This is a genomic window from Rhodococcus sp. SG20037, from assembly GCF_031763325.1.
Lineage (GTDB): Bacteria > Actinomycetota > Actinomycetes > Mycobacteriales > Mycobacteriaceae > Rhodococcus_F > Rhodococcus_F qingshengii.
Window position 1 is genome coordinate 1,233,684 of sequence record NZ_CP134497.1, and the last position, 18,611, is coordinate 1,252,294.

Here is an 18,611-nt window from a genome sequence, read left to right on the forward strand (position 1 = left end):
TCCAGCAGAGTCCCGAATCAATGGTGTAGCCAGCTGTAGTGGATCGTGCGGTGTGGTGCGGCATGCTGGGGCAGTGAAGAAGAGAACCAGGGCTGCGGTGTACGTGCTCGTCGAGGGCGCGGCAGCTGTGGTTTCCCTGTTCTTGCTGATGGTCGGTCTCATTCTGTTGTCGCTCTCGATTCTGATCGTCGGCTGGTTGCTGTTGCCGTCGTACGTGCGAGTGCTCCGGTGGTGGGCCGGCCTGGCTCGCAAACGCACCGCTGCGTACACCGGACGCCCTGTTCTGCAGCGATACCCACCGATGCCCAGCAATCCGACATTCGGGGACTGGAGCCGGTTCCTCACCGATCAGTCGACGAGGCGCGACGCGGCCTGGTTGTCGATTCATGGTCTGGGTGCTTTCGTCGCGGCGATGCTGACCATTGCTCTGCCACTCGGTGCGCTCAATGCGATTGCCGTCCCGCTGTACTGGCAGCAGATGCCCGCGGGCGAACCCGTCAACAACCCGTACCCCGTGACGTCGTGGCTGGGCGCTGCCGGAATGCCGTTGATCGGCATCCTGTACTTCCTGATCGCGTGGTGGTTGATCCCCGCGATGGCGAAATGGATCAGCTGGTCGACCACGACTTTGCTTGCGCCGGATACGCGTTCGGACCTCTCGAAGCGCGTCACCGCCCTGACGGCCAGCCGCGCTGCGGCGCTCGACGCGCATTCGGCCGAACTCAAGCGCATCGAGCGGGATCTGCACGACGGAGCGCAGAACCGTCTGGTCGCGGTGGTGATGATGTTGGGGATGGCCGAGCGGTCGTTGCAGAACAATCCGGACCAGGCTCTGCCACAACTGCATCGGGCCCAGGATGCGGCCACCGAGGCGTTGAGCGAACTCCGGACGTTGGTGCACGACATCTACCCGCCGATCCTCGACGAGTTGGGTCTGGAGGGCGCGATCTCGGCGCTCGCCGGGCGCTCCGCCGTGCCCTGCGTACTCGAGATCGACGAGCTCCGCCGTGCCCCGGCTGCCGTCGAGGCTGCTGCGTACTTCGTCGTCGCCGAGGCCTTGACCAACGTCGCAAAACACAGCGGAGCGCGCAGGGTCACCGTCACGGCACGGACGGAGACGTCGGACGACCCGTCGGGTGAGACGATGCTCATCGACGTGATCGACGACGGTCACGGCGGCGCGAACGAACGCCCGGGCGGCGGCGTGGCGGGTATTCGACGCCGGGTCGAGGCTTTCGAAGGAACCGCAGTATTGGAGAGCCCGGAGGGTGGACCGACAACGATGAGGGTGGAACTACCGTGCGGATTCTGATTGCCGAGGACGACGCTCTCCTGCGAGAGGGGCTGGCCCTGCTGCTCCGCGGAGAGGGCTTCGAGGTGTCTGCTGTCTCCGACGCCGCGCAGTTCCTCACGGTGTTCGAGGAGACAACCCCCGACGCCGCGGTGCTCGACGTCCGGATGCCTCCTACTTTCACCAACGAAGGACTTCGAGCGGCGATCGAGGTGCGCAAGCTTCGCCCGGGCTTTCCCGTCCTGGTCCTTTCCGCTTACGTCGAGGATCGCTACGCCGGTGAATTGTTGGCAGGAGGCGCTGGCGGGGTCGGGTACCTGCTCAAGGAACGAGTCGGGAAGGTAGCCGAGTTCGTCGACGCATTGAACCGGGTCGTCGACGGTGGAACGGTGATGGATCCCGAGGTCGTATCCCAACTGATGAGCCGTCGACGCGCCGACGATCCGATCAGATCGCTGACTCCACGCGAGTCCGAAGTTCTCGGACTGATGGCGGAGGGGTTGGGAAATCAGGAAATCGCCAGGAAACTGGTCGTCAGCGACACTGCTGTGAGCAAGCACATAGGAAATATCTTCGCAAAACTCGGCCTGTCGGCTTCCGAAAGCGGGCATCGTCGTGTTTTGGCAGTTCTAGCTCATTTGCGCGCCTGATCATGGATCTGGACTACATACCTGACCGAAGCGTAATGTGAGCCAGCCTCATGTTGTTGCCGTGATCGAACGGTGACCTGAGAGGCAGGGGCTTATGTCCTGTACGTAACGTGTGATGTCGAATGCGCGTCATCACCAGAAACCAACGAGGAGATCGATCAATGGGTAAGCCGATTGCCAGTGTGGCCGGAGGTCGGCAGTCCGTCCTTCTCGGGCTCGGCGTTCACCGCCCGGAGCGAGTCGTGACCAACGACGAGATCTGTGAGCTGATCGATTCCACCGACGAGTGGATCCAGACGCGATCGGGTATCAAGTCGCGCCGGTTCTCCGGCGAGGGTGAAGGCATCCTCGCGATGTCGATCAGCGCGGCCCGTAAAGCACTGGACGTCAGCGGCATTGCCCCTGAGCAGATCGGCGCCGTGATCATCGCGACGTCGACGTGGGACCTGCAGACTCCCCAGGCTGCGTCCATCGTCGCCCACGAGCTCGGCATCAAGGGTCCGGCTGCTTTCGACGTCGCGGCAGGCTGCGCCGGTTTCTGTACCGCTCTTGCAGTGGCCAGCGACCTCGTTCGCGGTGGCACGGTTGATCACGTACTCGTCGTCGGCGTCGAGTTGATGAGCGAGGCCACCGAGCCCACCGATCGCAGCGTGCGCTTCATCTTCGGTGACGGCGCAGGCGCAGTTGTCGTCGGCCCGAGCGACACCGTCGGAATCGGCCCGGTCGAGTGGGGTTCGGACGGCAGCCAGTCCGACGCCATCGTTCAGGAGCCCAGCTGGCTCGACTACACCAAGAACCCGACCGGACCTCGGCCGTGGATCAAGATGGCCGGCACCGCGGTGTTCCGCTGGGCTGCCTTCGAGATGGGCAAGGTCGCCACTCGCACCCTGGAGAAGTCGGGGCTGGGTATCGAAGACATCGACGCTTTTGTGCCGCACCAGGCAAACCAGCGCATCAACGAGGTCATCGCTCGCAGCATGAAGCTGCCCGAGGGCTTCCCCGTCTCCAACGACATCGCCGAGACGGGCAACACATCCGCGGCCTCGATCCCGCTCGCCATGGAGCAGATGCTGCGCGACGGCCAGTGCAAGCCGGGCGACAAGGCATTGCTTCTCGCCTTCGGTGCGGGCCTGTCCTTCGCCGGTCAGGTTGTCGTCATGCCGCCGTTGGCTGGAGCAGAATCCGCCTGATTGTTCCTTTCGCAAGGGCGCCTCGAACCCACGGTTCGGGGCGCCCTTCCGTTTCCGTCCGGATCGTCGAACGTCTGCGATGTGGCACTCTGGCGAGATGGTCGAGAGTGTGGGGGAGTCCGAACGCAAGTCCGAACGTTCAGCTGAGACGGGCGGCAGCTTGGCAAAGATGGGTGGGCAAGTGGCGCTCGCCAGCACGGTCAGTCGGATCACCGGCTTCGTCCGCACCCTTGCCCTTGCCGCGGTCCTGGGCATTGCCCTCGTCAGTGATGCGTACAACGCGGCCAACAGCTTCCCGAACATGGTCTATCAGCTCCTCCTCGGCGGGATTCTCGCCAGCGTCCTGCTTCCGTATCTGACGCGGCAACGGAGCCGTGGGCGGACGCTCGAACGAGAGCAGACGCAGCGCGTTCTCACCGTCGGAGCGCTGGCTCTTGCGCTCGTGACGGTAGTGGCCGTGGTGTGCGCGCCGCCTCTGGTCTCGGCCGTGATCGATGATCCGGCTCAACGAGAGCTCACGACGCTCTTCGCGTACTTGCTTCTTCCGGAGATCTTCTTCTACGGCGTCACGGCAATGATGACGGCTGTGCTCAGCGTTCGATCGGTGTTCGGCGCGCCGGCCTGGGCACCGGTGATCAACAACGTCGTCCTTCTGGTGACGGTCGCTGTCTTCCTGTGTATCCCGGGACCGGTGGCTCTGACTCCCGAGTCGATGACCACCGCGCAGGTTCTGGTGATCGGTATCGGCACTCTGCTCGGGATCGTGGCGCAAACCGCCGTCGTTGCTCGAGCGCTGCACCGCAACGGGTTTCGGTGGCGCCTTCGCGTGCGCGTCGTACCGCACACCTGGCGCCCGGTGCGCGTCGGGGCGCCGTTGCTCGGCTGGGTACTTGTGTACGTCGTTGCCGGCCAGATCGGTGTGTGGGTGACGATGAAGGTCACTCTCTCCCGTCACGTCTACTCGATGTACACGCACGCGGATCTGCTGTTTCAAGTGGCGTACGGCATTCTCGGTGTGTCGTTGTTGACGGTGCTGATGCCGCGGATCGCCAGGTCGGTTGCTGCGGGTGACGACGTCGGCGTCGTATCCGATCTCGGCCGGGGAGCCCGGTATTCAGTGGTGGCGCTGATCCCGGTGACTGTGGCGCTCATGGTGTTCGGCCCCTCGTTGACCACCTTGATCTTCTTCGGCCGGGTCGACGGCAGCAGTGCCCGGTTGATCGGGACGGCCGTTGCGGTCAGTGCATTCGGGCTGGTGCCCTTTGCGATGGTCATGCTTCAGCTGCGAGTGTTCTACGCCGACAACAACACCCGAACTCCCGCGGTGATCGCCCTGGTGATGGTGGTCGCCAAGACTGCGCTCGTCCTTCTTGCGTCACTGTCGGCTAGTGACGAAAGGCTGGTCCTGGCCGTCTGTGCCGCCGGCTCGTTCTCCTACGTGTGTGGAGCGGTACTCGGCCACATCCTTCTTCGAAAGCGATACGGGCTGTTGGGATTCCGTCGCGTGCAGGCCACCGTCGGAAGGATTTCGGCGGCGGCAATTCTGGCAGGTGGTTGTGCGCTCGCTTTGGTGGTGGCGGTTCAGAACCGAGTTCCCGAGCCCAGGCTTGCTGCTGTTATTTCATTGTCGGCGGGTGCGGCCGTCGGTGCCGTCGTCCTGTTGGGTGCATGCAAGGTCGTCGGTGTTCCCGAGATTCGCCGGGCGCGAACCCTACTGCTGTCCTGAGGACAAGAGCGGTACCAGCAGTTCGTCCGGAGTGAGTGCGCCGTGCTGTCCACGGAGTCCGGACAGTCCCGATTCGACAGATCGACGTACGACGGCCACGTCCCCGGACGCAATGGCGATGACATCACCGATCCGGCCGTGATACTCGGAATGCACTGCAGGCCCGAACAATCCTGCGACTATGCCCTCGGACCTCGTCCCGATCCACATGCGGTCACCCAGTTCGGCGCGCCAGCGGTCCGCAACATCTTGTGCAGCGCCTTCTCGGGTGTGGATGTGACGACATCTAGGTTCACCGGCAAGAGCGAGTACATCTTTGGACAGAATCGGAGTGTTGTCGAAGTCGATCTTGTTCTCGTCCGACACGTCGACCATTCCGTGGTCTGCCGTCACCAGCAATCTCACGTCCGGACCGAGAGCCGCGGCGAGTTGCTCGACCAGTCGATCGACCAGCATCAGTTGGAAAATCCACGGCTCGGACTCGGGTCCGTAGACGTGGCCGAGTGCATCGATCTCGCTGATGTAGCAGTACGTGAACGTGCGGTCGGCAGATTTCGACGCCGCCACGGTGCGAGCGAGGAGGTCTCCGTATGCCTGGATTCCGGCGAACTGGGCACCGCGCATCCCGGCACGGGTGAGGCCGCTGCCGTCGAACTTCGACGGTACGACGGTTGTAACGGTGATGCCGGCTGCTGCGGCGCGATCGAACGTCGTGGCCTGCGGCTGCAGGGTTTCCGGGACGATGGAGTCGGTCTGAGATTCCTTCTTGCCCGCGCTGTGCCAACCCAGCCAGTTGAACACCGAATCGGCTTCTTCGACGTAGGACTGGTAGCCGGTGATGCCGTGCGCTCCCGAAGGCAGACCGGTCCCCAGTGAGACGATGCTGGTGGCCGTCGTCGTGGGGAAGCCTGCCCGGATGGGCGTTCCGACGAGTGAATTCAGGAATGGTGCGTGTTCGGCGTTGCGGGCGAGCAAGTTCGCGCCCATCCCGTCTACCAGCAGAATTACGGTCTTCTTGCTGGGCTGTAGATCGAGACGGTTCGCTTCGCCGCTCACTCCGAGAGAAGCGAGTACCGACGGCGCAAGCGTCGACAGCGTCGGCTGCGAGTACACATCGAGGAGAGGGGCGGGGGCGGGCATCCCATGAGATTAGGCGTTGGACGCAGAAAACTGCATACCTTCTGGGCGAGTGTTCAAATCTGTGCGGTCAAATCCGGACTTTCCAGATGATCAGCGCGCAGAGACCGCGGACCGGTGCGGCCTCCGCGCGGAGATTCATTCCATGATCGTGGAGATCTGGAACTTGGCACCTAGTGGATCGGCCACCGACGCGAGACGGCCGAAGGGCGTGTCCTCGGGATCGCGCAAGACGCTGCCGCCGAATTCGACGACCTTGGCGACGGCCGCATCGGTGTCGTCCGCCCCGAAGTACACCTGCCAGAACGACGGCGCCTCTGCCGGGAGGAACGAGCTGGCATCCATCAAACCGGCGACGACGGTGTCGCCCTGCTTGGCCTGTGAGTACCGGAACTCGTCGCTGTCACCGATCGACTCGTAAGTCCAGCCGAACACGTCGGTGTAGAACGGCAGGACCGCGGCGTAGTCCTTGGACAAGGTCTCGTGCCAGACCGGCGCTCCGGCCTCGCCGACCAAACCGAAGCCGTGGTGCTGATCTGCCTGCCAGATGCCGACGACGGCACCGGCCGGATCGCCCACGATCGCCATGCTGCCCTGAGGACCGACCTGCATCGACGGCATCATGATCATTCCGCCCGCGGCTTGGGCCTTGGACGCCGACGCTGCCGCATCAGTCGAGGAGATGTAGGTGGTCCACACGTTGCAGTAGGGGTTTCCCTCCTGCTGGGGTCCGAGCCCGGCGATGGGCTGCCCGTCTTTGCTGAAGATCGCGTAGCCGCCGTACTGCGGGTCGTCGTTTGTGTCAGCTTGCCAGCCGAACACGTTGGTGTAGAAGGATTTGGCAACCTCGGTGTCGGAGCTGGTGAGGTCGATCCAACAGGGTGTTCCGTCGAGCGCTGTGCGTGCGGGCATCTGAAAACTCTCCTTAACCGAAACGGATACACAAGCAGGGGACGCGGAAATGCTTGGCCGAGGAAGGCCTGAATCTCAAACTACGCGCGTACCCCGACACATTCCCAGGGTTCGAGAGCTTTGGGGTATGTGTCCGTTTCGCGTTCCCCGGTGGGCCGGACCTGCCAACGTAGACGACCGCCGAATCGTTCTTGCTACTCCGAAGTTGATGGGGCACTTGCTCGATCGGCAAGGGCGTTCCACCGGGGAGTGTTGGTACGTGTCAGCTCCTGATCAGCCCCGTGCGATCGAGCCACGCGAGCGCATGACGGGTGAACTCGTCCGGAATCTCCAATTGTGGGGTGTGGCCGGTGTCGCCGAGAATGATGGTGGTCCAGTGTGGATGTGCAGCAGCGGCTGCCCGTGCGGCCTCGACCGGGACAAGCCGATCGCGATCGCCGTGCATCAGGAGCGTCGGAGTCGTGATCTCTCGCAATGTCTTTCGATAGGAGGCAGGACGGGCGAGGGTCATCAGCAGTGACCGTGCCGCCTGAAGGAATTCGGCATCCTGGGTAGGTTCGTTGCGGCGAATCGCCGTCAAGGCAGCGCCCGCGTCGAGGACCGCGGGGTCGGCTCGCGTCGGATCGGCAAAACACAATCTGGTCATCTGAGCGGCCAACTGCCGGTCTGACATCTTTCGGCGTCCGAAGCCGAGAACCTGCTCACCGACGTACGGCATCGAGTAGAGCGCGAATTGGGCGGCGACGGTCAGATCGGGAAGTTGGACGGGCAGGGGGAGCGCCGGATCCACCAGCACCAGGCCGGCGACTGATTCGGGACTGGCATGGGTCGACATTGCCGAGACCATTCCGCCCATGGAATTGCCGAACAGGACGGCGGGCTCACCCACCACTGCGTCGAGAAAGCGATTCAGAAGTACTGCGTTGGCGTCGACGCCGGTGTGTCGCCCACGGGCAGAGGTGAGTCCGAATCCGGCGAGGTCAAGTGCGTACACGCGCGTGCGCGCCGCCAGCGCCGGTGCCACCCGCACCCAGTTCAGGTGCGAGCCGCCCAGACCGTGAACGAGCACGATGGGCGGCGCTCCGCTGGGACCGCCGAAGTCGATCCAGTGAACGTCACCGCCGAGATCGGTGATGTTGCTTGTCCCGCCCCACGGGTGTGTGAGGGTGCTTCCGTCGGTGAGTTGGGCCGAAACAGCGGATTCCATACCTGCCAGGATGCACCGAGGTGTCGTCGTAGTCACGCACTCGTTCCGGTTCGGGATCCGAATATGTGTCATCGATCACGGCTTCTCAAGAAGCTCAGGAAACGGGCAAAACGGAATTTGACTGGTGTTCAGCACTTTTCGAGGCTGTCGCCGCTTTCCGGCGGCCGTGGCGCGCGTCCGGCGGAGGTCGGTTCGGGCATACTGAAAACCATGTGGTGGATGGTCGGGCTCATTGTTCTGGCCGCCTTGGTTTTGGCATCCGTTCTGGTCGGTTTCGTTTTCCGCCGCCCGATCGCCGAAGCCAAGTCGGCGGTGCTTGCCTTCGACGACGCCAGCTCTCAGCCCCAGCGCGACTGACCACCGTCGAGCGGAATTGTTGCTCCAGTCAGATACGCGGCATCCGGGCCGACCAGGAAAGCCACCGCGGTTCCGATGTCCGTTTCGCAGTCGCCGATCCTCCGTAGCGGAATCCCGGCAACAAAGGCGGCAGCCTCCTCCGGGCGTGCATCTGCCCACCGCTGCAGCCCCGGCGACGACGCGTGGGGAGCAACCGCGTTGACCCGGATCCCGTCGACGCCCCATTCGCATGCTGCCGCGCGACTGAGGGCTCGGACGGATTCCTTCACGGCCGCGTAGCCGCCGTAGCCGGCAGCGTCCCAGCGGACGGCCACGGAGCTGACCATGTTGATGATTGCCCCGCCGCCGCGCTCCTTCATGAACGGGTAACAGGCTTGCATGGTTCGCAGAGTCGCGACGGGGCCGGACGTCAATCCGTCGGCAAGGCGCTCCGGAGTGAGGTCGAGGACGTTGCCGAGCGGGTTGAGGCTGGCGTTGTTGATCAGAATGTCGACGCCGCCGAACAGTTCCACCGTTCGCGCCACGGCTCCGGTGATGGAATCCGCGTCGGCGATATCCATGAGCACCGGTTCGGCACGGCCTCCGCGTTCGGCGATCTCGTTACATGTGACGACGAGTTTCGACTCAGTGCGGCCCGCGACCGCGACGGAAGCGCCCTCCTTGGCGAGCGCAAACGCAACTCCCTGGCCGACGCCTTGCCCTGCGCCAGTGATCAGGGCCACTTTTCCATCCAACTTGCCCACTGCTGTTCTCCTGCTCGTCATTCAACGGTTCCCGAAGCGTTGTCCGAATCGCGCATTGTTACTCGTGGGTTCCCGCTGGATGAGATGTGAGTTACGTCCCACTCAGCGGCACCGCTTCAAATTTCGGTCGTCTTACGTATATTGTGAGCGCCGTTACATACCGGGCGCGCGGACCGCGTACACATTCCATGATGAGGAGCTAGACATGGCATTCACCACTGGCAGCAGCAAGACGGACCTCGCAACTCTCGGCGACTTCCAGAAGATCATTGCAGGCCTGGGCGGCGTTCTCGTCGGCATCGGCGCAGTTGCAGGTCTTCTCGGCGCAATTGGTGGCGCAGGAAGCTCGCAGCCGAAGGCTTGATTGCTTCGCTGAACCGGATTTACGGCCCCCGGCCCGCATTCTGAAGGTATTGCCTTCGTGGATGCGGGCCGGAGGTTTGTCTGCAGATGAATACCTGTGTCTTGCAGGCACATTCATTTTTGTGATACGTCGATCTTTGCCGGCACATCCGCACCTTCTTCGTGGACCTGGGGTCCGAAGTTCGGCAGCGGAGTGTAGTCGAGCATCGCCTCCGAACCGCGGTAGTGGCGGAAGTAGTAGAGCGATCTGTCCGGTCGTATGAGGGTGTCGGGTCCTGTTGTCTTCCAGGCCCAGTGGACGTCTGCTCGCAAAATCTCCGACAGCCTGACGATGTTCTTGCAGCCGTGGCTTTGCAGTCCAAGGCATTTCAATTCCTCGACGTCTCGCAATTGCCCGTCGCGCGTCCACCTGGATTCGTAGACCAGAGCATCGAGAACGACGCGGTGCGAACCCGCTTGAGTAACGCCGGCAAGTAGAACCTCCCAGTCCAATCCTGGTGCGTGTTGGAGGTATTCGTCGGCGTCGATGAATGCTGCCCATGCGACGGTGTCGCGGTACCGGCTCACGTAATCGACGTACGCCTCTACCTGTCCGTGCACGATCCGACCGTCCGCGTCGCGCGGTTGCCAGTCGACGATCGTCACCGGAAGGTCGTGCAGTTCTTTGCGGAATGCGACCTGAACTTCACTGTCCGACATCGATCGGGTGAAGGCGCCGTAAGAGTTGCCTCTCTTGTCCTCGCTGCGGCCGTGCCAACGGTTGAGGCTGAATGCGCTTGTCTTGCGGGTGGACCCGACGGAACCGGTGTTGTCGTAGAGAACAACCTCCCAGCCTTGCTCGATGTGGTGCAGGCACCAGTCTCTGATGAAGGGGAGATGTTCGCGGGGGAGCAGGACCGCAACCACGGCGCGGCGCCCGGCGTCAGCGCTGTTCGGATGATTCTTCGGATCCGTGATCACCCGACACACGATAGTGCTCTGCGTGGATGCGAGTTACTCAATGCTGCTCGTAGGAACGGTTGATCGTAGAACGTTGACACATTCGGCCATTTGTCTCATAGTCGAGTCATGACAACTTCTGTGTCACATTCGCCACGGTTTGTACCTTCCACCGGGGAGTCCTGGCGTTCGCCCTGGGCCATGTACGACGCATTGCGCGAGAACGACCCGGTGCACAACGTTGTGCCGGAAGCTGCGCCGCAGGACGACTACTGGGTGCTCACCCGTCACGAAGACGTCTACAACGCCGCTCGCGACTACGAGACGTATTCGTCGGCAAAGGGATTGACCACTGTCTACGGTGAACTCGAACAGATCGGGATGCAGGACAATCCGCCGTTCGTGATGCAGGATCCGCCAGTGCAGTCGGAGTTCCGGCGCATGGTGTCGAAGGGTTTCACTCCGCGTCAGGTATCGGCGGTCGAGCCGATGGTTCGCGAATTTGTCGTCGAACGTATCGAGGCGCTGAAAGCGCGTGGCAGCGGCGATATCGTCGTCGAGCTCTTCAAACCGTTGCCGTCGATGGTTGTCGCACACTATCTGGGTGTGCCGGAATCGGACCGTGACCAGTTCGACGGCTGGACCGAAGCCATTGTCGCTGCCAATTCGGCAGGTGGTGTGGCCGCGGCAGCGACGACGGCGCAGGCCGCCACCGGTGAGCTGATGATGTACTTCGCTTCGCTGATCGAACGCCGCAAGGTCGAACCGGGTGACGACACGATTTCGCACCTACTCGCCGCTGGACTCGGTGAAGACGGCGACATGTCCGGCCTGCTGTCGATTCTGGGCTTCGCCTTCACCATGGTGGCCGGTGGAAACGACACCACGACAGGAATGCTGGGTGGTTCGGTGGCGATGCTGACCGAACGCCTCGACCAGCGTCAGATCCTGCTGGACGATCCCGCATTGATCACCGACGCGGTAGACGAGTTGCTTCGACTCACCTCGCCGGTCCAAGGACTGGCACGCACCACGACGCGAGATGTGGCCTTGGGTGGCAAAGTGATTCCGGCAGGACGTAAGGTTCTGCTGATGTACGGTGCGGCCAATCGTGATCCCGAGAAGTACGGACCCGACGCGGCGGAGTTGGACGTCTTGCGTCGACCGCAGAAGATTCTCACCTTCAGTCATGGCGCCCACCACTGTCTGGGGGCGTCGGCAGCTCGGATGCAGGCTCGAGTTGCGTTGGAAGAGTTACTCTCCCGGATTCCCGACTTCCATGTCGACATCGACGCGATGCAATACGCGCCGGGCAACTACGTGCGCCGTCCGCTCTCGGCTCCGATGTCGGTGACTCGGCCATGAGCAACGACTGGCTCGGCGAGGGGCGCGCCTTGGCGGCAGCCGAGAAGATCCTCGACAGCGCGGCACAATTGTTCGTCGCGAAAGGCGTCAACGCGGTCGGTATGGCGGAGATAGCCTCTGCTGCAGGATGTTCCCGGGCCACCTTGTATCGGTACTTCGAGAATCGGCAGGCTCTTCACATTGCGTTCGTTCACCGCGAAGCTCGCAGGCTGGGAACTGCGATCGCGGAATCGGTAGCGACCATCGACGATCCGAGTGAGCGTCTGGAGACGGCCATACTCACTGCAGTGTTCGCGGTGCGTAGCACTCCGACGTTGGCTGCATGGTTCACCCCGGGTGATGCGAGTCTTGCCGGTGAACTTGCCAATTCATCCGACGTCATCAACGGACTTGGTGTCGCGATGCTGGGTGAACTCGGAGCAGGCACAGCGTCGCGGGCGCGCTGGATCGTGCGAGTGATTCTCTCGCTGCTCATGGTGCCGGGGGCGGACGAGAACGACGAGCGGACGTTGGTGCGTGAGTTCGTCGTTGCGCTGTTGATTGCTGGACGGGCCACCTGATCATCCCTTCCGGGTGATGCGCGAGGGCTGCGTGGGGATCGAGGATGAACCGATATCCCGACACAGGTCACCGCGAGTTCCCGAGGAGCGTAAGAGAAGATGACTACACCGTCCGAACTCGACCCCAAGCCCGCCACCGAAGCGACTCGCCTGGCAAATGCCCAGGTTCTCCGTGACCTTCCTTTCGACGACACCTTCGACTTCGAACTGATTTCTCGAGGTCTCGTGGCACCGCTCATCGATGGCGGACTGGTCAAAGGTGACAAAGGGCAGTTCATCTTCTCGTACGACGCCTACGGGTTCGCCGACGGCGATGCACCGGATACCGTCAACCCGAGTCTGTGGCGCCAAGCCACTTTGATGGGAAAGGGCGGTGGACTGTTCAAGCTGGCTGATCGTCTGTACCAGGTGATCGGCCAGGACTTGTCGAACACGACGATCATCGAGGGCGACACCGGGTTGATCATCGGTGACACTCTGATGTCCGCGGAAACAGCCGCTCTCGCGCTGGAGTTGTACTACCAGCACCGCCCGAAGGTTCCGGTCAAGGCAATCATCTTCACGCACTCCCACGGCGATCACTTCGGCGGTGTCAAAGGATTTGTCACCGACGAAGAGATCGATTCCGGTGCCGTAAAGGTCTACGCACCAGACAGTTTCACGGAGGAAGCGATTTCCGAGAACGTACTTGCCGGCACGGCAATGACACGTCGCGGAATGTACATGTACGGATCGTTCCTGCGTCCGGGGCCACAAGGGCAGGTATCCGGTGGTCTCGGCCTGTCCACTTCGCACGGCACTTCGACGTTCGCCGTGCCTACCGACGTCATCACCGAACCGGTGCACGAAGAGGTCATCGACGGTGTGCGCGTGACGTTCATGCTCGCGCCGGGAACCGAAGCGCCATCCGAAATGCTCTTCTATTTACCAGATTTCAAGGCGCTCGGGTCAGCTGAGGACGTCACGCACACGATGCACAATCTATACACGTTGCGCGGCGCCAAGACTCGCGACGCCAAAGCGTGGTCGCACTACGTGCGTCTGGCAATGGAACTGTTCCCCGACGTCGAAATCATCTTTGCGCAGCATCATTGGCCCACGTGGGGTAACGACAAGATCTTGAAGCTGATGTCGGATCAGGCAGATCTGTACAAGTATCTGCACGATCAGACGTTGCGCCTTGCCAACAAGGGACTGACACCGGTAGAGATTGCCGACCAGATCGAGGTACCCGACGCGATCGGAAAGCAGTGGTACAACCGTGGGTACTACGGCTCGCTCAGTCACAACGTCAAAGCGATCTACACCTTCTATCTCGGTTGGTTCGACGGCGTTCCCGCTCACCTCAATCCCCATCCGCCGGTGGAGAACGGCAAGCGCTACGTCGAAGCCGTCGGCGGGCCGGACGCACTTCTGACCAAGGGCAAGCAGGCGTTCGACGACGGCGACTACCGCTGGGCCGCGGAGTTGGTGAACCATCTGGTGTTCGCCGATCCGAGTAATCAGAATGCGCGAGAGTTGTTGGCGGACACGTACGAACAACTCGGCTACCAAGCCGAGAACGGAACGTGGCGCAACTTCTACCTGGTCGGAGCGATGGAATTGCGGCATCCGCTGGCACCGATGCCGTCCAACAACCCCACCGGCCCGGCCGTGGTCGCAGTGATGCCGCTCGAACAGATGCTGGATTTCTGGGCAGTTCGCCTCGACGGTCCCAAAGCAGCCGATGTAGACCTGTCGTTGCGATTCGTATTGTCCGACACCGCGGACAACGTCCTGGTCACAGTGCGCAACGGCGTGCTGAACTACGACATGGACAAGGCAGATGCTTCGGCCGCCCTGACTCTGACCCTGACCCGTGCCGTGTTCAACGAGGTGTATCTGGGAACGACCTCGCTCACCGAATCCATCAAGGCCGGAACGGCAAAAGCTGTGGGAGATCAGTCCGAACTGGAGACGTTCATCTCGCTGCTGGAGGACTTCGATCTGTGGTTCGATATCGTCACGCCGTGACTGGTCGACTCCATGATGTGGCCCGGGCGGGGGATCATTCGAAACGAGAAGGATCTCCCGCGCCGACCCGCACGATTTCGGGAACACCGGACGAATAGTCGACGACTGTGGTGGGTTCGGTTCCGCAGTCACCCGAGTCGATGACGGCGTCGAGTTGGTGGTCGAGTTCTTCCTTGATCTGCCAGCCGTCCGTCATCGGTTCCTCGGCGCCGGGCAGGAGAAGGGTGCTGGAGAGGATGGGTTCACCCAACTCTTGCAAGAGTGCCCGCACTACCGGGTGGCTGGGGATACGCACTCCGACGGTCTTCTTCTTGGCGTGTGCCAGCCGACGCGGAACTTCCTTCGTGGCGGGAAGGATGAACGTGTACTGCCCAGGCGTAGCCGCTTTCACCGCGCGGAACGCCGAGTTGGTGACGTGGACGAAGTGCCCGAGCTGCGCGAAATCGGCACAGACCAGCGTGAAGTGATGGTCCGAACGCAGATGACGGATCTCGCGGATCCGATCGGTGCCCGAGTGATTGTCCATTCGGGCGCCCAGGGCGTAGCAGGAGTCGGTGGGGTAGGCGATGACCGCGTCGTTGCGCAGCATTTCGACGATCTGGCTGATCGCGCGCGGCTGCGGGTTTTCCGGGTGAACGTCGAAGTATCGGGCCATCAACTCAGCTTAGTTCAGCTTGCAGATCACGAATGCCGTTCACCGTTGAGACTGTGGTCGGCGAGCAAACCCGTCAGCTCTTCGGCGTAGGCGAGTTGCTTACGTAAGTGTGTGCAGCTTTCTTCCGCCCGGGTGTGGCAGTCGGTGACGAATTCGGTTGCAGCGGTGCGCGTTGACGCGTCCGAAGCTTCGTCGCCGAGCACTGTCAGAGAATCGAGAAGTTGTTTCATTTCTTCGAGACTGAATCCGAGCGGCTTCATTCGTCGGATTACCAGTAGCCGTTGGACATCGGCCTCGGTATAGAGGCGGAATCCTCCGGCGCTCCGCTCGGACGGAGTAACCAGACCGACCTCGTCGTAATGACGAATCGTCTTGATCGACAGTTCGGTGCGTTCGGCAACCTGTCCGATCTGCATGTTCGGCCCTTGGCCCGCATGTTCCGGCTCAGACATCACTCCCACTTTCCTCGCGCTGGGCCTCCATACTCTCAGTGACCGTCACCCAGGCGACCGGACAGGCGCAGGTGGCGCTCGGCCGATGCGTCGTCGAGCCCCACGATCTCGACATTCTTGCCTCTGGCCGCGTACTTGGTGGTGATGGCGTCCAGTGTCGCGACGGTCGACGCGTCCCAGACATGAGACTCGGACAGATCGATGACAATGTTCTTCGGGTCGCCGGCGTAGTCGAATTGGTAGATCAGATCGTTGCTGGATGCGAAGAACAGTTCGCCTCGAACCGCATAGACACGGGTGTCCTCGTCCGGATGCGCGACGTCGATCACTTCGGTGAGATGCGCGACGCGGCGGGCGAAGATGACCATCGCGGTGATCACTCCGATGATCACGCCGTAGGCAAGATTGTGGGTGGCGACGGTGACTACCACGGTGACCAACATGACCACTGTCTCGCCGATCGGCATGCGGCGCAGGGTCTTCGGATTGATGCTGTGCCAATCGAAAGTGCCGACCGAGACCATGATCATGACGGCCACCAATGCGGCCATGGGAATCAACGCCACCACATCGCCGAGGCCGACGACGAGTATCAGCAAGAACACGCCCGCCAGGAAAGTCGAGATTCGAGTGCGAGCGCCGGAGACCTTGACGTTGATCATGGTCTGGCCGATCATCGCGCACCCTCCCATGCCCCCGAAGAAGCCGGTGACGATGTTCGCGACGCCTTGGCCCCACCCTTCTCGGGTCTTGTTCGAGTGAGTATCCGTGACGTCGTCGACGAGCTTGGCCGTCATCAACGATTCGAGGAGTCCGACGAGCGCCATGGCCAATGCGTACGGCGCAATGATCGACAGTGTGTGCATGTCCAGGGGGACGTCGGGGAACAGTAGCGTCGGTAGGCTCGACGGAAGCTCGCCCTCGTCGCCGACGTTGGGGACATCGAACGCGAAAACGACTGTGGCGGTTGTCAGTAGCACGATTGCCACCAGTGGAGCCGGGACGGAGTTCGTCAGTTTCGGCAGGAATACGAGTATCAGAAGTGCGACTGCAAGGAGTGGGTAGACGAGCCACGGAACATCGATCAGGTGGGGGAGTTGGGCGATGAAGATCAAGATGGCGAGTGCGTTGACGAATCCCACCATGACGCTGCGCGGAATGAAGCGCATCAACTTTGCGACGCCCAGGAGGCTCAGCACGATCTGGAGAAGGCCGGCCAGAAGGACTGTCGCAATCAGGTAGTCGATTCCGTACTCGCGCGTCAGTGGAGCGACGACCAGTGCGACGGCGCCGGTAGCTGCGGAGATCATTGCGGGTCGTCCGCCGACGACGGCGATGGTCACTGCCATCGTGAACGACGCGAACAGTCCTACCCGCGGATCGACGCCCGCGATGATCGAGAACGAGATCGCCTCGGGAATCAGTGCCAACGCCACGACCAGTCCGGCCAAAACCTCCGTTTTGAGACGGTGAGGTGACCGGAGCGCGGCCCGAACCGAATTGTCGTTGGTGGATGAAGCGATGGTTATTGCCATGAGATTCCGTCCTGACGAGGTTCTCGTACTCTACCCTCCTGTAAGGGTAGAGTATGACCGGAGATCTCGCTACGGTGCGAACTTCTGTCGAATTGTGTTTCCCCGCAGTGAATCTCGAATCGCGAGATTGATCGAGAGGGGAAAGGTCTGCGGCGGCGGTCAGATGTGACGACCGGCAACTCTTACCAAGTATTTACCTACTGTGTGGGTTTTGTTTATTGAAAACGGGTCAACTCGGACGCTGGCTCCGTTACAGTTCGGCGGCAAACGTCAATCAGGTTGTTCCGAGAGGACATCATGTCAAAACGCCTACTGAGTGCTGCGCTCCTTACCGGCCTCCTTGCCGGTGGAACCGCTGCGGCCGTGATTCCGGCGACCGCGGCGCCCGTTGCAGAAACCACGTCAACAACGTTCCAGGTCACGTGCCGCGCAGTTCCGAGTGCGTTCTCCGGTCCTTCGTCAGACGGAAAGCCTGCTACGGTGCGGGTTTCGGCTCCGACGGTAGTCGCGCCAGGTCAGGTCTTCGACATCGACGTGGATCCGGGTAGCGTCCAGATCCCGAACGATGTGAGCGGCGCAAGCGTCAAGAAGATCTCGCGTCTGAAGATTGATCTGCCGATTCCGACCAACGCGGAGTTCGTTTCGGCGACGGTCACCGATCCGGGCAATGTTATTGCCGGGAAACCTGCTTCGGTGATTCGTGTCAACGAAGACGGCACTCCCGCAGCGGACGGTCCGATACTCCGGTTGTCCGGCGCAAACGAAGCGATCGGCAACAGTCCGTCATCGTCGTCGGGTGCGCACGGCGGGCTTGCGATCAATGCTCAGTCCGGAGTCGAGACCAACATCGTCTTTCCGAAGATCAGAATCACCGTAAAGGCCGGGCCGTCCGGCGCAGTCGAAACCAATGTCCGGACTTCGGGTGCTGCAGGTACTTTCGGCGGGCCCGAGTCATTTTTGACCTTCCTCCCTCAGGTCAGTCACTGGCTCGCGGGAACCATCTGGGCGCCCACATCCTGCTCGCCGCGCGACGCTGAGACCGGCCCCCTCAATGCCGGTGCCGGCGCCCTGGCATCCACGAAGATCGACGGGGACCTGGGGCCCGTTGATCCTGAGCCAGGCGCGGACATCGTGACTAAGCTCGAAGGACCGGCTACCGCCGCGACCGGTACCAAGGTGTCTTTTGCTTCTCACGTCGATCCGGAAAACACAACGGGAACAGTACAGTTCATGGTCGACGGCAAACCCGTCGGTGACCCGCGGCCGGTGGTTCGCGGTATTGCGCGCCTGGATCTCACCTTCGGTAAGGCGGGTACCAAGTCCGTGACTGCAGTATTCACCGCTACCGGAGACGAGGCGAAGTACACGTCGGCGGCACACGTACTCACGGTGACCGGTGACACCACAGGTCCGGTCGATCCCGACCCGACCGATCCGGGCACTCCGGGCGGTCTCGGCAGCCTCGAGTCCGTTCTGCCGCAGCTGCCAACGGGTTCGCTCGGTGGCAAGTGATCAC

Annotated in this window: 18 protein-coding genes; 10 read left to right on the forward strand and 8 right to left on the reverse strand. The window is 62.0% G+C overall.

Annotation, left to right across the window (positions count from 1 at the left end):
• The first annotated feature begins 73 nt into the window (after positions 1-73).
• From RHP72_RS05645 to murJ, 4 genes are all read left to right on the forward strand, one after another.
• Positions 74-1,312 (forward strand): sensor histidine kinase, encoded by a 1,239-nt coding sequence (locus RHP72_RS05645; protein ID WP_231917215.1) that lies wholly within the window; start codon positions 74-76, stop codon positions 1,310-1,312.
• Positions 1,300-1,941 carry a response regulator transcription factor gene (locus RHP72_RS05650; protein WP_042452561.1) on the forward strand — a complete coding sequence of 214 codons (642 nt, stop codon included), beginning with the start codon at positions 1,300-1,302 and terminating at the stop codon, positions 1,939-1,941. Before RHP72_RS05645 ends, RHP72_RS05650 begins: the two co-directional genes overlap by 13 nt.
• 161 nt (positions 1,942-2,102) lie before the next feature.
• Positions 2,103-3,131 carry a beta-ketoacyl-ACP synthase III gene (locus RHP72_RS05655; RefSeq protein ID WP_003945837.1) on the forward strand — a complete coding sequence of 343 codons (1,029 nt, stop codon included), beginning with the start codon at positions 2,103-2,105 and terminating at the stop codon, positions 3,129-3,131.
• Positions 3,132-3,228: 97 nt separating this feature from the next.
• A complete protein-coding gene (gene murJ / locus RHP72_RS05660) occupies positions 3,229-4,857 on the forward strand; it encodes a lipid II flippase MurJ (RefSeq protein ID WP_311094446.1) in 1,629 nt (542 codons plus the stop codon).
• On the opposite strand, the gene RHP72_RS05665 is transcribed toward murJ, so the two are convergent.
• The 3 genes from RHP72_RS05665 to RHP72_RS05675 all read right to left on the reverse strand — a co-directional run bounded on the left by RHP72_RS05665 (position 4,843) and on the right by RHP72_RS05675 (position 8,113).
• A complete protein-coding gene (locus tag RHP72_RS05665) occupies positions 4,843-5,997 on the reverse strand; it encodes an alkaline phosphatase family protein (protein ID WP_007734589.1) in 1,155 nt (384 codons plus the stop codon). The genes murJ and RHP72_RS05665 overlap by 15 nt on opposite strands.
• Positions 5,998-6,132: 135 nt before the next feature.
• A complete protein-coding gene (locus RHP72_RS05670) occupies positions 6,133-6,906 on the reverse strand; it encodes a VOC family protein (RefSeq protein WP_311094447.1) in 774 nt (257 codons plus the stop codon).
• 262 nt (positions 6,907-7,168) lie between these two features.
• Entirely contained in the window at positions 7,169-8,113 is a 945-nt protein-coding gene (locus tag RHP72_RS05675) for an alpha/beta fold hydrolase (RefSeq protein ID WP_065456078.1), read from the reverse strand.
• A 219-nt stretch (positions 8,114-8,332) separates the two neighbouring features.
• Between RHP72_RS05675 and RHP72_RS05680 the strand changes: the two genes are divergently transcribed.
• Positions 8,333-8,470 carry a hypothetical protein gene (locus RHP72_RS05680; protein ID WP_003945592.1) on the forward strand — a complete coding sequence of 46 codons (138 nt, stop codon included), beginning with the start codon at positions 8,333-8,335 and terminating at the stop codon, positions 8,468-8,470.
• Here the strand turns inward: RHP72_RS05680 and RHP72_RS05685 are convergent.
• The gene (locus tag RHP72_RS05685; RefSeq protein WP_042452547.1) at positions 8,452-9,213 is read right to left on the reverse strand and encodes an SDR family NAD(P)-dependent oxidoreductase; all 762 of its coding nucleotides are present in this window, start codon (positions 9,211-9,213) and stop codon (positions 8,452-8,454) included. The two genes, RHP72_RS05680 and RHP72_RS05685, sit on opposite strands and share 19 nt — an antisense overlap.
• Before the next feature lie 205 nt (positions 9,214-9,418).
• Between RHP72_RS05685 and RHP72_RS05690 the strand changes: the two genes are divergently transcribed.
• Complete coding sequence (locus RHP72_RS05690) at positions 9,419-9,577, forward strand: hypothetical protein (protein WP_156423205.1); 159 nt, start codon at positions 9,419-9,421, stop codon at positions 9,575-9,577.
• A gap of 113 nt (positions 9,578-9,690) precedes the next feature.
• Here the strand turns inward: RHP72_RS05690 and RHP72_RS05695 are convergent, their stop codons facing one another.
• Positions 9,691-10,536, reverse strand: a complete 846-nt coding sequence (locus RHP72_RS05695) for a glycosyltransferase family 92 protein (protein WP_231782989.1) — start codon at positions 10,534-10,536, stop codon at positions 9,691-9,693.
• A 108-nt stretch (positions 10,537-10,644) separates the two neighbouring features.
• On the opposite strand from RHP72_RS05695, the gene RHP72_RS05700 reads away from it, so the two are divergent.
• From RHP72_RS05700 to RHP72_RS05710, 3 genes are all read left to right on the forward strand, one after another.
• On the forward strand, positions 10,645-11,880 hold the full coding sequence (locus tag RHP72_RS05700) for a cytochrome P450 (RefSeq protein ID WP_042920218.1): 1,236 nt from the start codon (positions 10,645-10,647) through the stop codon (positions 11,878-11,880).
• On the forward strand, positions 11,877-12,440 hold the full coding sequence (locus tag RHP72_RS05705) for a helix-turn-helix domain-containing protein (RefSeq protein WP_311094448.1): 564 nt from the start codon (positions 11,877-11,879) through the stop codon (positions 12,438-12,440). Before RHP72_RS05700 ends, RHP72_RS05705 begins: the two co-directional genes overlap by 4 nt.
• Positions 12,441-12,539: 99 nt before the next feature.
• Entirely contained in the window at positions 12,540-14,453 is a 1,914-nt protein-coding gene (locus RHP72_RS05710; RefSeq protein ID WP_311094449.1) for an alkyl sulfatase dimerization domain-containing protein, read from the forward strand.
• Positions 14,454-14,487: 34 nt separating this feature from the next.
• Here the strand turns inward: RHP72_RS05710 and RHP72_RS05715 are convergent, their stop codons facing one another.
• Genes RHP72_RS05715 through RHP72_RS05725 form a run of 3 tightly spaced genes read right to left on the reverse strand, consistent with a single transcriptional unit; the run spans position 14,488 to position 17,095 of the window.
• A complete protein-coding gene (locus RHP72_RS05715) occupies positions 14,488-15,108 on the reverse strand; it encodes an L-threonylcarbamoyladenylate synthase (RefSeq protein ID WP_003945756.1) in 621 nt (206 codons plus the stop codon).
• Between the two features lie 26 nt (positions 15,109-15,134).
• Positions 15,135-15,560 (reverse strand): MerR family transcriptional regulator, encoded by a 426-nt coding sequence (locus tag RHP72_RS05720; RefSeq protein ID WP_311094450.1) that lies wholly within the window; start codon positions 15,558-15,560, stop codon positions 15,135-15,137.
• 35 nt (positions 15,561-15,595) lie between these two features.
• Entirely contained in the window at positions 15,596-17,095 is a 1,500-nt protein-coding gene (locus tag RHP72_RS05725) for a SulP family inorganic anion transporter (RefSeq protein ID WP_311094451.1), read from the reverse strand.
• Between the two features lie 297 nt (positions 17,096-17,392).
• On the opposite strand from RHP72_RS05725, the gene RHP72_RS05730 reads away from it, so the two are divergent.
• Positions 17,393-18,607 (forward strand): Ig-like domain-containing protein, encoded by a 1,215-nt coding sequence (locus tag RHP72_RS05730; RefSeq protein ID WP_283543210.1) that lies wholly within the window; start codon positions 17,393-17,395, stop codon positions 18,605-18,607.
• Positions 18,608-18,611: the final 4 nt, after the last annotated feature.

Bases quoted from the DNA above. Each gene is read 5' to 3' on its own strand.
- RHP72_RS05655 (WP_003945837.1), top strand. From the start codon at position 2,103: ATGGGTAAGCCGATTGCCAGTGTGGCCGGAGGTCGGCAGTCCGTCCTT.
- murJ (WP_311094446.1), top strand. From the start codon at position 3,229: ATGGTCGAGAGTGTGGGGGAGTCCGAACGCAAGTCCGAACGTTCAGCT.
- RHP72_RS05665 (WP_007734589.1), bottom strand. From the start codon at position 5,997: ATGCCCGCCCCCGCCCCTCTCCTCGATGTGTACTCGCAGCCGACGCTG.
- RHP72_RS05670 (WP_311094447.1), bottom strand. From the start codon at position 6,906: ATGCCCGCACGCACAGCGCTCGACGGAACACCCTGTTGGATCGACCTC.
- RHP72_RS05675 (WP_065456078.1), bottom strand. From the start codon at position 8,113: ATGGAATCCGCTGTTTCGGCCCAACTCACCGACGGAAGCACCCTCACA.
- RHP72_RS05680 (WP_003945592.1), top strand. From the start codon at position 8,333: ATGGTCGGGCTCATTGTTCTGGCCGCCTTGGTTTTGGCATCCGTTCTG.
- RHP72_RS05690 (WP_156423205.1), top strand. From the start codon at position 9,419: ATGGCATTCACCACTGGCAGCAGCAAGACGGACCTCGCAACTCTCGGC.
- RHP72_RS05700 (WP_042920218.1), top strand. From the start codon at position 10,645: ATGACAACTTCTGTGTCACATTCGCCACGGTTTGTACCTTCCACCGGG.
- RHP72_RS05705 (WP_311094448.1), top strand. From the start codon at position 11,877: ATGAGCAACGACTGGCTCGGCGAGGGGCGCGCCTTGGCGGCAGCCGAG.
- RHP72_RS05710 (WP_311094449.1), top strand. From the start codon at position 12,540: ATGACTACACCGTCCGAACTCGACCCCAAGCCCGCCACCGAAGCGACT.
- RHP72_RS05715 (WP_003945756.1), bottom strand. From the start codon at position 15,108: ATGGCCCGATACTTCGACGTTCACCCGGAAAACCCGCAGCCGCGCGCG.
- RHP72_RS05720 (WP_311094450.1), bottom strand. From the start codon at position 15,560: ATGTCTGAGCCGGAACATGCGGGCCAAGGGCCGAACATGCAGATCGGA.
- RHP72_RS05725 (WP_311094451.1), bottom strand. From the start codon at position 17,095: ATGGCAATAACCATCGCTTCATCCACCAACGACAATTCGGTTCGGGCC.
- RHP72_RS05730 (WP_283543210.1), top strand. From the start codon at position 17,393: ATGTCAAAACGCCTACTGAGTGCTGCGCTCCTTACCGGCCTCCTTGCC.